This is a genomic window from Gordonia aurantiaca (assembly GCF_039939235.1).
Classification (GTDB): Bacteria; Actinomycetota; Actinomycetes; order Mycobacteriales; family Mycobacteriaceae; genus Gordonia.
Window position 1 is genome coordinate 183,336 of record NZ_JBDUUF010000007.1, and the last position, 15,928, is coordinate 199,263.

The 15,928-nt window shown below is 69.5% G+C and carries 5 protein-coding genes and 1 pseudogene; 4 read left to right on the forward strand and 2 right to left on the reverse strand.

The window, feature by feature from the left end; all coding sequences use genetic code 11:
* Window positions 1–167 precede the first annotated feature (167 nt).
* The 4 genes and pseudogenes from ABFT43_RS15060 (at window position 168) to ABFT43_RS15075 (ending at window position 8,837) form a co-directional block, all read left to right on the forward strand.
* A pseudogene (locus ABFT43_RS15060) lies at window positions 168–706 on the forward strand (Dps family protein).
* Window positions 707–916: 210 nt separating this feature from the next.
* A complete protein-coding gene (locus ABFT43_RS15065; protein ID WP_347961247.1) occupies window positions 917–2,077 on the forward strand; it encodes a DICT sensory domain-containing protein in 1,161 nt (386 codons plus the stop codon).
* A 150-nt stretch (window positions 2,078–2,227) separates the two neighbouring features.
* Entirely contained in the window at window positions 2,228–5,482 is a 3,255-nt protein-coding gene (locus ABFT43_RS15070; protein ID WP_347961248.1) for an arabinosyltransferase domain-containing protein, read from the forward strand.
* Window positions 5,475–8,837 (forward strand): arabinosyltransferase domain-containing protein, encoded by a 3,363-nt coding sequence (locus tag ABFT43_RS15075; RefSeq protein WP_457590159.1) that lies wholly within the window; start codon window positions 5,475–5,477, stop codon window positions 8,835–8,837. Before ABFT43_RS15070 ends, ABFT43_RS15075 begins: the two co-directional genes overlap by 8 nt.
* Window positions 8,838–8,935: 98 nt before the next feature.
* Here ABFT43_RS15075 and ABFT43_RS15080 read toward each other — a convergent pair whose 3' ends face one another.
* Window positions 8,936–10,486 carry an acyl-CoA carboxylase subunit beta gene (locus ABFT43_RS15080; RefSeq protein WP_347961155.1) on the reverse strand — a complete coding sequence of 517 codons (1,551 nt, stop codon included), beginning with the start codon at window positions 10,484–10,486 and terminating at the stop codon, window positions 8,936–8,938.
* Window positions 10,487–10,526: 40 nt separating this feature from the next.
* Window positions 10,527–15,926 carry a polyketide synthase Pks13 gene (gene pks13 / locus ABFT43_RS15085; RefSeq protein ID WP_347961156.1) on the reverse strand — a complete coding sequence of 1,800 codons (5,400 nt, stop codon included), beginning with the start codon at window positions 15,924–15,926 and terminating at the stop codon, window positions 10,527–10,529.
* Window positions 15,927–15,928: the final 2 nt, after the last annotated feature.

The following is a 15,928-nucleotide window of genomic DNA, read 5'->3' on the forward strand; positions in this document are numbered from 1 at the left end:
CCGGCGCCCCGGCCCGGCACGACGGGGGTGCCCGCGGATACCCCGCACACCCCCGTCGAAACCCCGCGGACCCGCTTCGTGACGGCACCGTGACCCGGCGTCTCGGTTGCGTCTCTCATCTCCGGCCGACCTCGTCGTCGCGACTCGACGCACCTAGCGTCGACTCCATGACCAAATTCACGGCACCGGGACTCACCAACGAAGCAGCCGACGAGGTGGCCGGGATTCTGCAGGAGCGCCTCAGTGCCCTCAACGACCTCCACCTCACGCTCAAGCACATCCACTGGAATGTGGTGGGCGCCAACTTCATCGGCGTGCACGAGATGATCGACCCGCAGGTCGAGCTCGTCCGCGGCTACGCCGACACCGTCGCCGAACGCATCGCGACGCTCGGGTCCTCGCCCAAGGGCACGGCCAAGGCGATCGAGGACGACCGCAGCTGGAGCGACTACTCCATCGGCCGCGACACCGCACAAGCCCACCTGGGCGCTCTCGACCTCGTCTACGACGGTTTCGTCACCTCCCATCGCGACGCCATCGAGAAGATCGGCGAGCTCGACCCGATCACCGAGGACGTCCTGATCGGGCAGACCGCCGAGCTGGAGAAGTTCCAGTGGTTCGTGCGCGCCCATCTGGAGAGCTACACCGGCGAGCTGAAGCACGCCGGCGCTCCGGTGAGCAGGAGGCCGCCGACGCCGCCCGCTGATCGGCGTCGCCGCCTCCGACACCCTGCCCTCCCGCGAAATGCCTGTGTACGCTGAGCACAGGCATTTCGCCGTGAACAGGATGTGAAGACAGTCGCGTCCGCCGAATCTATCGGGGCGCTCGCAGTCAGGGGACGCGCCTCGAACGGGAGGTACGTGTGGCCGACGCCGAGGCACGGACATTCACTCTGTTCGACGATCTGGAGCTCTCCATGCAGTTCGCGCCGGTCTGCCGGCTGTCCGACGGAGCGCTCGCCGCCGTCGAACTGCAGCTCCGCGGCCCCGCCGGGACCCGGCTCGCCACCACCGCCGCCCTCAAGCGCGCGGCGCGCCTCGTCGAGGAACATCGCGTTCTCGACGAACGCAAGCGCAAGATGGCGTCGAGTCCCCGCGCGCAGTCGGCCGCCGAGATCCTGCCGCTGCTGGTGAATCTCGACCTCGACCTCATCGACAACCTCGACGCCGACACGGCACGCACGCTGGAGCGCCACGTCATGGTCGTGCTCCCGGACGCGGTCGAACGCAGCCCGCAGCGGGTGCTCGCGCGCGTCGCCCGGGCCCGCAAGGCGGGCAAGATCATCTGCGTCGACGGCCTCGTCCGCGCCGAGCACGCCGCGACCCTCCTGTCGCTGGTCGAACCCGACATCATCGTCACCGGCGCCGAACTGTTGCGGCAGCAGGCCTCCGCCGACGCCGCGCAACTCGCGCACGCGCTCGCCGCCCACACCGAACGCAGCCATGCCGTCGTGATCGCCGAGGGCGTCGACGACGAGGCGAGCCGCGTCACCGCGCTGACGATGGGCGCGGTCTTCGGGATCGGCGATCTCTATCCGCCGGTGTCCGATCCCGGGACCCTGGCCGACCGGGCCGTGGTGCCGCTGCCGGACATGCCGGTGTGGACCACGCCCGACCCGGACAAGTCGACCCCGTACCGCATCGCGTCCACCTCCATCGAGCCGCGGATGGGCAACAAGCGCCTGCTCATCGAGATGAGCAAGGCCCTCGAGCACCAGGCCGCCATCGGCGGTGCGTCGATCGTGCTGGGCACCTTCCAGTTCGCCGAGCACTTCACCCCCCGGACGGCCAAACGGTGGCGGGCGATGAGCGAGAAGACCGGACTGGCCGGTGTGTACGGCGTCGGTCTCCCCGACGTCCGCGACGGCAACGTGCACCGCGCACCCCTCGACCCCGCCGACGACCTGATCAACGAGTGGAACGTCGCGGTACTGGGTCCGCACTTCGCGGCGCTGCTGTCCGCGCGGGACCAGCACGACGCCGGCCCCGACCTGGAGCGCACGTTCGAGTTCGTGCAGACCTATGACCGGATGACCGTCACCCAGGCCGTCCACTCGATCCTGGCGCGCTTCGCATAAGGGTGCCGTCGGAGCACGGTTTGGGATTGTCACAGCTTGGCTGACTACGATGCGCCTGTGCCGAAGTCGCCTGGAGTGTCCGAATCAGACGAACCCACCGTCGGCGCCGAACCCTCTCCGGAGCAGTCCTCCGCCCCCTCGTCCCGCACCGTGGCGATCATCGCCGCGGTCGCCGGACTGGTCGCGGTCGTCGCCGGTCTCCTGACCCCGTTCCTGCCGGTCAGCACGTCGACGGCGACGATCACGTGGCCGCAGGGGTCGGGACGGGACGCGGAATCGGCGTCGGTCACCGCACCGCTGGTCGCGCAGACCGCGCAGGACCTGCAGGTCACGATCCCGTGCCGCGTCCTGGCGTCCACGCCCGCCGACAAGGCCACCACGGTGCTGTCGACGATGCCTGCCGGCGCCGTCAAGGCCCGCGAGAACGGCCTGTTCGTCGTGGCCGATGCGTCGAACGTGACGGTCACCAACCGCAACAAGACCCTGGCCGCTGCTCCGCGTGATGGCCTGGGCGGCTGCGCGGCGCTGCGGATCTTCTCCGACGCCACCACCACCGGCGCGCGGTTCGTCGGCCTCCCGCCGGGCCCCGCGGCCTCCGGCGGCGGCGACGTCGGCCGGGCCGAGCCGGCGCAGAACCCGCAGATCGCGGGCGTGTTCACCGACCTGAGTCCCGAGCAGGTCGCCGCCTCGGGCATCGAGGTGCGAATCGAGATCGACGACCGCTTCGACTCGTCGCCGTCGATCGTCAAGCGCCTGGCCATGATCGTCGGCGTCCTGGCCGCGATCGTGGCGCTGGTGGCCGTCGCCCGCCTCGACCGCATCCACGGCTACCACCGCCGAGTCGGCGGCCGGCCGCGCTGGGGCAGGGTGCTGCGCCCGACGCCCACCGACATCGGCGTGACGCTGACGCTGGTCGTCTGGCACTTCCTGGGCGCCGGATCACCCGACGACGGCTACATCCTCAACATGGGCCGCAACGCCGGCGACGCGGGATACCTGGCGAACTACTACCGCTACTACGGGATCCCCGAGGCGCCGTTCGACTGGTACTACGACTTCCTCGCCCACTGGTCGACGATCTCGACCACCGGCCTGTGGATGCGACTGCCGTCGCTCGTGGCGGGCCTGGCGTCGTGGTTCATCCTGAGCCGGGTGCTGCTGCCGCGTCTCGGTGGCGCGGTCCGGCGGTCGCAGTGGGCGATGCTCACCGGCGCCGCAGTGTTCCTGGCCTTCTGGCTGCCGATGTGTTCGGGCCTGCGTAGCGAGGGGATCATCGTGCTCGGCACGCTGTTGACCTGGTGGGCGGTCGAGCTGACCGTCTCCACGCGCCGCATGCTGCCCGCCGCGGTGGCCGCGTTCACGGCCCTGCTCACCTTCGCGCTGGCGCCGCACGGCCTCGTCGCGCTGGCGCTGCTCATCGCGAGCGCCCGGCCGATGTTGCGCATCCTGGTGCGTCGTCGTCGCGAGAACGGCCTGCTCCCGCTGCTGGCCCCGGTGCTCGGGGCCTGCGCCGCGGTGGTCATCCTCGTGTTCCGGGACCAGACCCTGGCAACCGTCTTCGAGGCGCTGCGCATCCGGTACACGGTCGGTCCGACCCTCGCCTGGTATCAGGAACTGCTGCGCTACTACTTCCTCGCGGTGAACACCGCCGACGGCGCACTCGCGCGCCGCATCCCGGTGCTGCTGTTCGCCGTCTCGCTGTTCCTGGTTCTCGCGATCATGTTGCGCCGCAAGCGGATCGACGGTGTCGACCCGGGTGCGGTGTGGCGTGCGCTCGGTGCATCGCTGCTGACCATCCTGCTGCTGTCGTTCACGCCCACCAAGTGGACCATCCAGTTCGGCATCTTCGCCGGCCTCGGCGCCGCGCTGGCCGCGGTCGCGTGTGTGGCGATCGGGCAGGCCGCCCGCCGCACACTGCGCAACCTGTCGATCCTCATCGCCGGTCTACTGGTGGCGTGCGCCGCCGCGGCCGCGGGCAAGAACGCGTGGCCGTGGCCGTACAACTTCGGCATCGCCTGGTTCGACAAGGCCCCGGTGGTCGCCGGCATGCAGGCGTCGACGATCCTGCTGGCGCTCGCCGTCGTCGCGCTGGTGTTCGCGATCTGGCAGCACCTGCGCATGGACTACGTCGCCGAGACGGGTCTGTCGCACGCCGAGGGCGCCGCGCCCGCCGGCTGGCGGGTGGGTGTCGCCTCGGCGCCGATCGCGGTGATCGCCGTGCTCATCGTCGTGTGCGAGCTGGCGGTGTTCGCCAAGGCCGCGGTCAGCCGCGCCGACACGTTCACGGTCCTGTCGAGCAACCTGAAGTCGGCGACGGGCGACACCTGCGCGATGGCCGACGAGGTCCTCGTCGAGCCGGACCCCAACAAGGGCATGCTCGCCCCGGTGAACGGCTCGGCGTCGAAGACCCTCGCGGGCGACTCGCACGGCTTCAGTCCGAACGGTGTGAAGCCGGACCTGACGCCGCAGGCCGGCGCACAGAAGCCGGGCGTGATGAACACGTCCGCGGACCTGTCCAAGACGTTCATCGTCTACGGCTCCAACCCCGGCACCGCCGGCGGCGTGGGCCCGGAGGGCGTCAACGGTTCCACCGCGGCGCTGCCGTACGGACTCGACCCGAAGACGACGCCGGTGATGGGCAGCTTCGAGACCACCGACGGCCAGGCGTCGCTGACCACCGGCTGGTACCGCCTGCCGGAGCGGGACGCGTCGCCGCTGATCGTCATCACCGCCGCCGGCGCGGTGTTCACCTTGGACCGTGACGGGGTCCCGGTCTTCGGCCAGTCGCTGCAGGTGGAGTTCGGCCGCGCGGAGGAGGGCGGGTTCGTGCAGGTCGGCGCGCCGACGATCCCGATCGACCCGGAGCGTTCCAACCGCCCGTGGCGCAACCTGCGCATACCGATGGACCGGGTGCCCGCGGATGCGACCGTGATGCGGATCGTCGCCAAGGACAACAACCTCGACCCCGACCAGTGGCTGGCGATCACCCCGCCGCGCGCACCGGAACTACAGACGCTGCAGTCGGTCGTCGGATCCACCGACCCGGTGCTCATCGACTTCGCGGCCGGGGCGTGGTTCCCGTGCCAGAAGCCGATGACCGCGCACGACGGCATCTACGACATCCCCGAGTGGCGCATCCTGCCCGAGTCCTGGATCGCCAACTCGCAGTCCAAGACGTGGATGGCCACCGAGGACGGCGGTCTGCTCACGACGGTCGAGGCGCTGACCCGGCCGTCGACCATGGCGACCTATCTCGACAACGACTGGTATCGCGAGTGGGGGAACCTGCAGCGACTCAACCCGCTGGTGCCACAGGCGCGGCCGGCGGACGTGATGACCGGTTCGACGACCACCTGGGGTTGGTCGCGACCCGGCCCGATCAGGGTGGTGCCCGAAGATGACTGACCGTACCGACGCCGCTGCCGTGGACGCGCCCGCCGCCACCGGCGGGGACGTTCCCGCACAGAGCTTCTCCGACCGACACGCCGGCACGGCCCGCATCGTCGCGATGGTCGCCGGCGCCGTCGGCATCCTGCTCGCGCTGTTGAGCCCGTTCCTGCCGGTGGACTACACCAAGTCGGAACTGCAGTGGCCGCAACAGGGTTCGGTGTCCAATGTCGCCGCGCCGAACGTGTCGTTCGTCCCGGTGGCCATGGACGTGTCGGTGCCGTGCGAACTCGGCAGGTCGTTGCCCCGCAACGGCGGCGTGCTGCTGTCGACGGTGCCCGAGGGCGGCGCCGACGCCGGCAAGGTGGGCCTGTTCATCCGCGCCACCGCCGACTCGCTGCAGGTGGTGCAACGAAACGTCGTGCTGCTCAGCACCCCTCGTGAGGCGGCGCAGAACACGCCGGGCTGCCGGATCGTCGTGGAGGCCGACACCGACGGCAGCCGCGGCGCGATCGAGGGTCTCCCGCAGACCGAGGGCGCCGACCACTCCTTCGATCTGAAGGACCCGAACGCGCGTCCGCAGATCATCGGCGTCTACACCGGCCTGCCGTCGGATGTGTCCACCGAGGGGTTGTCGTTCCGGTCGGTCATCGACACCCGGTTCGTCTCCACCCCGACGACGCTGAAGTTCTGGCTGCTCGTGCTGGGCGTGGTCTCGACCATCGTGTCGCTCATCGCGCTCGCGGTCCTCGACGCGCGCGATGCCCGCGGCCACCACAAGATCTTCCCGGCGGGCTGGTGGCGGGTACGGCCCGTCGACGGGTTCGTCACGCTGATCCTGCTGATCTGGCTGTTCGTGGGCGGCAACACGGCCGACGACGGCTACCAGGTGACGGTCGGCCGGGTCGCCCGTGAGGCCGGCTACCTGGACAACTACTACCGCTATTTCGGTGTGCCGCAGGACCCGTTCGGCTGGCACTACCAGTACCTGTCGCTGTGGATGGACGTCAGCACCGCGACCCCGTGGCTGCGTCTGCTGCCGTTCGGGTTCGCACTGGCGTCGTGGTGGCTGATCTCGCGCGCGGCCATCCCGCGTCTGGGTCGTGCGGTGCGCGAGTCCACCCCGGCCATCTGGGCGGCGGCGCTGGTGTTCCTCGCGGTGTGGATGCCGTACAACAACGGCCTGCGTGTCGAACCGCTGATCGCGCTCGGTGCCCTGTTCACCTGGGTCTGCGTCGAGCGCGCCATCGCGACGGGCCGGTTCTTCCCGCTGGCGGTCGCGATCATCTCCGCGGCGTTCACACTCACCGTGCACCCGACCGGCGTCATCGCGGCGATCGCGCTGGTCGCCGGCATCCGCCCGCTGCTCAAGCGGTTCATGGTGCGGCGCAAGCGCGACGGCGTGTGGCCGCTGCTGCTGCCGATCCTCGCGGCAGGTCTCGCGGTGCTCTTCGAGATCTTCGCCGACCAACCACTCGCCCCGATCCTGGAGGCGGTGTCGGTCAACGGCCAGGTCGGCCCCACCAACAAGTGGTGGGAAGAGCCGATGCGCTACTACATGCTGATGAACCCGACCGCAGACGGCGGCATCGCCCGCCGCTTCGGCATCCTGATCGTGTTCACCTGCTTCATCCTGGTCGTCGTCATGCTGCTCAACCGGCGACGCCTGCCGGGCATCGCGACCGCGCCGACGTGGCGCCTGCTCGCGATGGTCGCGGGCTCGGTCGTGCTGATGGCGTTCCTGCCGACCAAGTGGACCCACCAGATGGGCGTGTACGCCGGTATCGGCGGTGCACTCGCGGCCGTCGCGACGGCCTGTGCGGACCGGTCGATCATGCGTCGCAGGCGCAACCGGACGCTGTTCGCCGCTGCCTGCGCCTACATCCTGGCGCTGGCCTTCTCCGGCCGGAACCAGTGGTGGTACGTCGGCAGCTACGGAATCCCGTGGCGTGACGCCACTCCGGACGTCAAGGGCATCCCGATCTGGGTCGGCATCCTCGCCGTGGCCATCGCCCTGACACTGCTCGGCCTCTGGCAGCACTTCCGCGACGACTACGTCGACGAGTCGGTCCGCACGGGTTCGCAGCGCACGGCGTTCTCCCGCCTGCGCAGCCCGTCGATCATCGTGGTGTCGACGTTCATGCTGCTCTTCACGTTGGTGTCGTTCGCGAAAGCGGATTGGACACAACGGCATTCGTGGTCGTGGCTGAGTTCGAACGTGAATGCCGTCAAGGGCGAGCCGTGCGCGCTCGCCGACGCGGTGCTGGTGGAGGCAGACCCGACCGAGGGCCTGCTCGCGCCGGCGAAGGTGGCCGGCCAGGACGATCCGTCGCCGGGTGCGGCGCTCGCCGGATCCGACATGGTCGGTTTCGATCCGAACGGCGTCGCGTCGGACCTGTCCGAGGACACCGAGGAGGAGTCCGACGAGTCGAGCACGTCGACCGCGGAAGTCGATCGCTCGCAGTCGGATCCGACCGAGGACACCGGCGACTCCGACAGCGGCTCCAGCGGTTCCAGCGACACCTCCGGCGGCCGGACGGCACAGGCCGGCGTCAACGGTTCGACGGTGAAGCTGCCGTTCGGTCTGTCCCCGTCGAAGACCCCGGTCCTGGGCACCTACAACTCCCCCACCGGCACCGGCCGTCTCACCTCGGACTGGTACCAGCTGCCGGAGCGTCGCGGCGAGAACCAGCCGCTGGTCACCATGTCGGTCGCCGGCTACGTCGAGTACGTCGACGATCTCGCGGTCACCCGCCCGGGCCAGAAGGTGCGGCTGGAGTTCGGCCGCGTGGAGCCGGACGGCACCGTGACCCCGGCGGGCCAGATGGTGCCGCTCGACATCGGCGGCGCCCCCGAGTGGCGCAACCTGCGGTTCCCGCTCGACCAGGCACCGCCGGGTGCCAGTGTGGTCCGCGTCCTGGCCGAGGACAACTCGCCGCTGCGCGACCAGTGGCTGGCGGTGACCCCGCCGCGCGTGTCGGAGATGGTGACGCTGAACGAGCTCGTGGGCAGCGAGGAGCCGGTGCTCATCGACTGGGAGGCCGGTCTGGCGTTCCCGTGCCAGCGTCCGGCTCAGGTCAAGTACGGCGTGCTGGAGACGCCCAAGTGGCGTATCTCCCCGGACCGCGAGGGCGAGCGGGTGAACTCGCAGCGCTGGATGGCCGGCGATTCCGGTGGCCCGCTGGGCATCATCGAGAACGAGCTGCGCCCGCGCGTCTACCCGTCGTATCTGCGCAACGACTGGGCCAAGGACTGGGGCATGCTCCAGGGCCTGACCCCGATCCTCCCGCAGAAGACCGCCGAGCTGACGCTGTCGACCCAGACCCACAGTGGGCTCTGGACGCCGGGACCGATGCGGGCGATCCCCAACTGATCGCGGGCAACCACCCGACGCAACCGTGAACCCGGCACAAAAGGACAAACCCAGCACTCGAACGGGTGCTGGGTTTGTCCAGAAGTGGAGGGTCTGCGCTAGATCGGCATCAGGAAGTGCTTGCGCGGGGTCTTGAGGACCTGCTTGTCGCGCAGCTGCGCCAGGGCCTTGCGGATCTGCAGGCGGGTCTCGGCGGGCTCGATGACCGCGTCGACGTAACCTCGCTCGGCCGCGAGGTACGGCGTCGCCATCATCGTGTTGTAGAAGCTGATGAAGTCGCGACGGACCTTGTCGGCCTCTGCGGCGGACATGCCCTCGGTCTGCTTGCGGGTCAGGACCGCGGCGGCCGACTCCGCGCCCATCACGGCGATCTTGGCGGTCGGCCAGGCGAAGTTGATGTCGGCGCCCAGGTGCTTGGAGCCCATCACCGCGTACGCGCCGCCGTAGGCCTTGCGCAGCACCACGGTGACCTTCGGGACGTCGGCCTCGACGTAGGCGTAGAGGAAGCGTCCGGAACGTCGGATGGTGCCCTTCTGCTCCTCGGCGAGGCCTGGGAGGATGCCGGGTGTGTCGACCAGGAAGACCAGCGGGATGTTGTAGGCGTTGCAGATCCGCACGAAGCGGGTGGCCTTCTCCGACGAATCGGTGTCCAGCACACCGGACATCACGCTCGGCTGATTGGCGACCACGCCCACCGACCGGCCGTCGACACGCGCGAAACCGGTGATGATGTTGGGCGCGAACAGCTCCGCCACCTCGTGGAAGGCGCCGTCGTCGAACAACCGGATGATGATGTCGTGCATGTCGTAGCCGGCGTTGTCGTTGTCCGGCATGAAATCGTTCAGCGACAGGTCCGACTCGGTGATCTCCGGCTCCAGGCCGGGATTGACGATCGGCGGCTCCTCGTAGGCCGTCGACGGCATGTACTGCAGGTACTCGCGGACCCACTCGAAGGCGGCCTTCTCGTCGGGCGCGATGTGGTGGATGTTGCCCCAGCGCGCCTGGTTGTGGGCGCTGCCGAGGTCCTCGGCAGAGATCTCCTCGCCGTTGACCTGCTTGAGCACGTCCGGGCCGGTGACGAACATGTACGACTTGTCCTCGACCGCCACCAGGATGTCGGTGTTGGCCGGCGTGTACACGGCACCGCCGGCGCACTTGCCGAGGATGACCGACACCTGCGGCGCCAGGCCGGAGAGCAGGTCGTTGCGACGACCCATCTCCGCGTACCAGGCCAACGAGGTGACCGCGTCCTGGATGCGGGCGCCCGCTGAGTCGTTGATGCCGACCATCGGACAACCGACCTTGGCGGCCCACTCCATCAGCGATGCGACCTTGCGGCCGAACATCTCGCCGACGGTTCCGCCGAAGACCGTCTGGTCGTGCGAGAACGCCGCGACCGGACGGCCGTGCACCAGACCGTGGCCGGTGACCACGCCGTCGCCGTAGCCGGTGTCGGCCGCGCCCGGCATCTTCGCCAGCGCGCCGATCTCCACGAAGGTCCCGGGATCGAACAGCATCTCCAGACGCTCGCGCGGGGAGCAGATCCCCTTCGCGGCGCGTTTGGCGATCGCCTTCTCGCCTCCCGGTTCCCGAGCGGCCTCCAGCTTCTGCCGGAGGTCGGCGAGCTTGCCTGCGGTGGTGTCAGTCACGGTCCTTCACTTTCTACGCGACCACGATGTCTCGTCGAAGCTACTTCTTATCAAGCTCTCGCAGACGGTTCGTCAGGTCCGCGCCGATCTTCGCGATGTAGGGCTCGTCGACGATCGAGAGGTGATCACCGCCGATGTGGATGATCTCCAGGTCGTCGACCACCTCGCCCCAGCGTCCGTCCTCGTCGATCTCGGCCCACTGCGGCTCGAGTTCGATGGCGCCCTTGTGCATCTTGTCCGCGCGGTAGAGCACCACCTTGCCGTCGTACGGGGCCGGCTCGATGTTGCTCAGCACACGGTTCTCGATGAACGAGGTCCGCTGGTGCTCGATGATGCCACCGGGGATCTTGGTGCCCGACATCGACAGCATCTCCATGATGATCGCGAACTGACCCTCGTCGTCGGCCTCGACCAGCCGGTCCATGGGGATCGGCACATCGGGGTCGAGGTCGTAGTTGCGGATCGCGAAGTCCTTCCACCGCTCGAGCCGCGCACGCTTGGTCTCGGGGGTCTCGGTCATGTCCTCGCGGGGCCGCACGACGTCGATCAGGCCGACGAACGCGACGTCCTCGCCCTGCTCGCGCAGGACCTGCGCCACGCCGTAGGCGAGAGCACCGCCGAACGACCAGCCGACGAGCACGTACGGACCGTGCGGCTGGAGCTCGCGCAGGCGCGGGATGTATTCGCGCACACGCTCCTCGATGGTTCCCTCGACGCCGCGGTCGAAGCCGATGACCGGCTGATCCTCCGGCAGGCGCTTCAGCAGCGCCTCGTAGGCCGAGGTGTTGCCACCGGCCGGGTGGAACAGCAGGATCGGCGTCGGGTCACCCGCAGCGGGGTCGTAGACCTTCTTGTCAGCCGGGACCAGACGCAGGTAACGCAGGAACCCGTCGGTCGCGGCGCCGGCGTCGAGGTGCTCGCGGACGTAGTTCGCCATCTCCTCGATGGTCTCGGCGTCCAAGATGTCCTCGACGTCGATGTCGCCGCCGGTCCGCTCGTTCAGCCGGTCGGTCAGCTGCTGCGCGACGTCCTCGGAGAGCACCGGCAACTTGTTGAAGATGCCGCCCGGCGACTTCTTGGTCACCACCGCGTAGGTGCCGAAGGTCAGGCGCTCGGCCGCGTCACGCGGCGGCACGTCGGACCCGGCCGCCTCGGCGACGGCCTTCTGCGAGGTGATGTCGGTCTTGGTCGGCTCAGCGGTCTCGGTCGGCTCGGCGGGTTTCTCCGCCGCAGGAGCATTCTCGGCCTCGGGCGTCACCGGCTCCGGCTCGGTGCCCGGCGACTCCGCCACGGCCGCCTCGACATCGGCGACGTCCTGGGCGACCTCGAGCTTCGGCTCCGGCGAGGCGGAGCCCGAACCCGCGTCCGCTGCCCCGGGGGCCTGCTGGGCCTCCTTGGCCAGCTGCTCGTCGATGTAGGCGTTGAGCGCCGCGGTGTCGAGCTCGCCCTCACCGCCGACGTTGGCCAGGTCGTCGAGCTGGTCGCGGTGGGTGACCGCGTAGGCGACGAACTTCTCGACGTCGGCGAGGTTCGCCTGACGCATGGCCGTCAGCTGCAGCTGCGGGATGTCGAACTCGTACTCGACGCGATTCTTGATGCGCACCGCCATCAGGGAGTCCAGGCCCAGCTCGATGAGCGGGATCTCGCGCGGCAGGTCCTCCGGGTCGTAACCCATCGACTCGCCGACGATGATCGCGAGGCGATCGCCAACGCTCTCACCGGATTCCGGATCCCACTTGTTGCCGATCACGTCGACGACCTCGTCCTCGACGATCACCTTGTCGTCTGCGAAGGCCTCGGCGCCCGACTGCGCGGCCGGGGCCGACGGCGCGGCCTCGGCGGAGGCGTCGAGATCACCGGTGACGGCGGCCTCGAAGACCAGGCGGAAGTTCTTGTCCTCCTTGACGTGCAGGCTCACCGACGCGCCACCCGGATGCGGGGTCAGCGTGGTGGTGATGGTGCCCGACGACGGGATCTGCCCGTGCGAGACGGCCGCTCCGACGGTCGCATTCGACAGCACCTGGGCTGCGGCCGCATGGACCAGGGCCCGCGGGTCGGTGACCGCCGCCGCGTCGACCTCCCACGCGTGACGGCCGTCGGGAAGGGCCACGTGCGAACCCGGCACGCGGCCGGCCGAACCGCCCGAGGAGAACTGCGCCTTGAGCCAGAACTCCTTGCGCTCGAAGCGGGTTCGCGGGATCGCCGCGTACGCGCCTGCACCGAAGAGCGACCCGACGTCGACGGGGTGGCCGTGCACGTACAGCTTCATCAGGGCGTTGACGAGGCCGTAGCTCTCGTCCTCCTTGCGACGCAGGGTCTCGATGAGCTCGGCGTCGTGGACGCCGGCCGAGAAGGTCACGGCGGCAACGGAGATCAGGACGGCCGGGTTCGGCGACAGCTCGATGAAGGTGCGGTGGCCGTTCTCGACCGCCTTCTGGATCGCCTGGCTGAACCACACCGAGTGGCGCAGGCCCTTGAGGAAGTAGTCGATCGTGTGGACCGGCTCGTGACCCGCGCGATAGAAGACCTCGCGGTCGACGGAGCTGTAGAAGCCGACGGTCGGACGCAGCGGCTCGATACCGGTGAGCTCGTAGGCGAGTTCGCCGAGGATCGGATCCATCTGCGAGGTGTGGCTGGCGCCCTTGGTCGCGAGCTTGCGACCGAGCTTGCCCTCCGACTCGGCGCGCGCGACGATCGCGTCGACCTGGGCCTCCGGTCCGCCGATGACGGTGTGGGTCGGCGCGGCGTACACGCAGATCTCGAGGTCGGGGTAGTCGACGAGGACCTCGTTGATGTCCTCTGCGCTGTACCCGACGAGTGCCATCAGGCGGATGTCGTCGCCGGTCAGCATGGCCTCGCCCTCGCCCATCAGCCGCGAGCGCTGGCAGATGACACGGGTCGCGTCCTCCAGCGACAGGCCGCCGCTGATGTAGGCCGCCGACGCCTCGCCCATCGAATGCGGAACCAGCACACCGGGTTCGGCGCCGTGGTGACGCAGTGTGTCGGCGAGCGCGACCTGGATCGTGTAGATGCCGACCTGGCTGGTCTCGATGCCGTAGGTCTGCTCGTCGTCGAGGAACATCTCCGCGATCGAGTAGCCGAGCTCGTTCTGCACGTACGCATCGACGCGGTCGACGTACTTGGCGAAGACCGGGTTCTCGGTGTAGAGCTGCTTGGCCATCTTGCGGTGCTGCGATCCGAAGCCCGACAGCAGCCACACCGCCGACGCCGAGTCCGGCGAATCCGCCGAGTAGACCAGTGGATTCGCCTTGCCCTCGGCGATCGCGCGGACGCCCTTGATCGCGTCCTCGTGGGTGCGCGCCATGACCACGGCACGCGAACGGCCGTGGTTGCGGTGCGCGAGCGCGCGTCCGATGTCGGCGAGCGGGGTCGCCCGGCCCTCGTCGGACTCGAGCCACTCCAGCAGGTCGGCGGCCGCCTTGCGGCGACGTGACGGCAGGAAGCCGGAGAGCACCAGCGGCACGACCGATCCCTCGACCGCGCACGGGGCGAAGCCCTCGGCCGGGTCGGCCTCGACCTCTTCGACGACCGTCTCGGCCTTCGTGGCCTGCGCGGCCAGCACGGCGCGCTCTGCCTCGGTGAGGTACTCGTCGTCGTCATCGTCGTCGACGTCCACCGCGTCGGCCTGAGGCGCCTGCGCCGCAACGGACTCGGTCGACTCGGGCGCCGGCTTCAGATCGCTGGGCAGGACCTCGCGGACGACGACATGCGCGTTGGTGCCGCCGAAGCCGAAGCCGGAGATGCCGGCGACGGCATGACCGGAGTAGCGCGGCCACTCGGTGTTCTCCGGGATGACCTTGAGGTTGTTCGCGTCGAACTGGATGTACGGGTTGGGCCCGGTGTAGTTGCGCGAGCCCGGGATCACCCCGTGTTGCAGCGCCAGGACGACCTTGGCCAGCGCACCCGCGCCGGCCGCGGACTCCATGTGCCCGAAGTTCGTCTTGACCGAGCCGAGCAGCATCGGTTGGTCGGGGGTGCGGCCACGGCCGACCACACGGCCGAGCGCATCGGCCTCGATCGGGTCGCCGAGGATGGTGCCGGTGCCGTGCGCCTCGACGTAGTCCACGGTCCGCGGGTCGATGGCCGCGTCGCGGTAGGCCGCGCGCAGCACGTCGACCTGGGCCTCCGGGTTGGGGGCGGGCAGACCGTTGGACCGGCCGTCGGAGTTGACCGCCGAACCGGCGATGACCGCGAGGATGTCGTCGCCGTCGCGGCGGGCGTCGGCGAGACGCTTGAGGACGACCAGACCGCCACCCTCGGCGCGGATCATGCCGTCGGCATCGGCCGAGAACGCCTTGATGTGGCCGTCCTTGGCCTGCGCGCCGATCCGGTCGAACCCGAGCGTTCCGGCCGGGGTGATGAGCATGTTGACGCCGCCGGCAATCGCGACCTCGGACTCGCCCGACCGCAGGCTGCGCACCGCCTGGTGGACGGCCACCAGCGACGACGAGCACGCGGTGTCGATCGCGATCGACGGGCCGCGGAAGTCGTAGAAGTAGGAGACGCGGTTGGCGACGATGGCCGTGGAGGTGCCGGTCAGCGCGTACGCCGCGGTGTCCTCGGCGCCCTCGCCGAGACCCATGGTCGCGAGCAGCTGATAGTCGTTCGTGGAGGTGCCGATGAACACACCCACCGGCGCGCCCTTGAGGTCGCTCGGCGGGATGTGCGCGTGCTCGAGCGCCTCCCAGGTGAGTTCCAGCGCGAGCCGCTGCTGCGGGTCGACCATCTCGACCTCGCGCGGGCTCATCTGGAAGAAGTCGGCGTCGAAGGAGCGCACGTCGTCGAGGTAGCCGCCCTTGACATTCGACGACTCCAGGACCTCCCGGAAGCGCGGATCGGACCTGAACTCCGTCCACCGGTCCTCGGGGAGATCGGAGATGCCGTCGACCCCGTTGATCAGGGCCTCCCAGGTCGACTCCGGGGTGGAGCCGGACTTGGGGAAACGCGTCGACAGGCCGACGATCGCGATGTCGTCGTCCGAGCTGCGCTCGCGGACCCAGAACTCGTCCGAACCGTCGCCGGCCTGCTCGTCGGGATCGCCGTCGATGATGCGCTGCGCCAGCGTCGCGATCGTCGGGTGGTTGTAGACCACCGTCGCGGTCAGGATGACGCCGGTCTTGTCCTCGACGTCGGCGGCCAGGGCCACCGCGTCGCGCGAGGACAGGCCGAGCTCCTCCATCGGGCGATCGACATCGATCTGGGCGGCGGGCACGCCGGTGGCCTGCGACACCCAGTCGCGCAGCCAGTCCCGCAGTTCATCGACGGTGAGGTCCCCGGCGGTTTCGCCGGGGGTGGCCTCACCGTGCGTCGACGCAGTGCTCGTGTCGGCGGTCTCTGCTGCTTCCGAGCCGGGGGTCTCGAGGGACGGGTCATCGGGCAGATCGGTGCTGCGTGACCCGTCGGTATTCAGTTCAGACATCG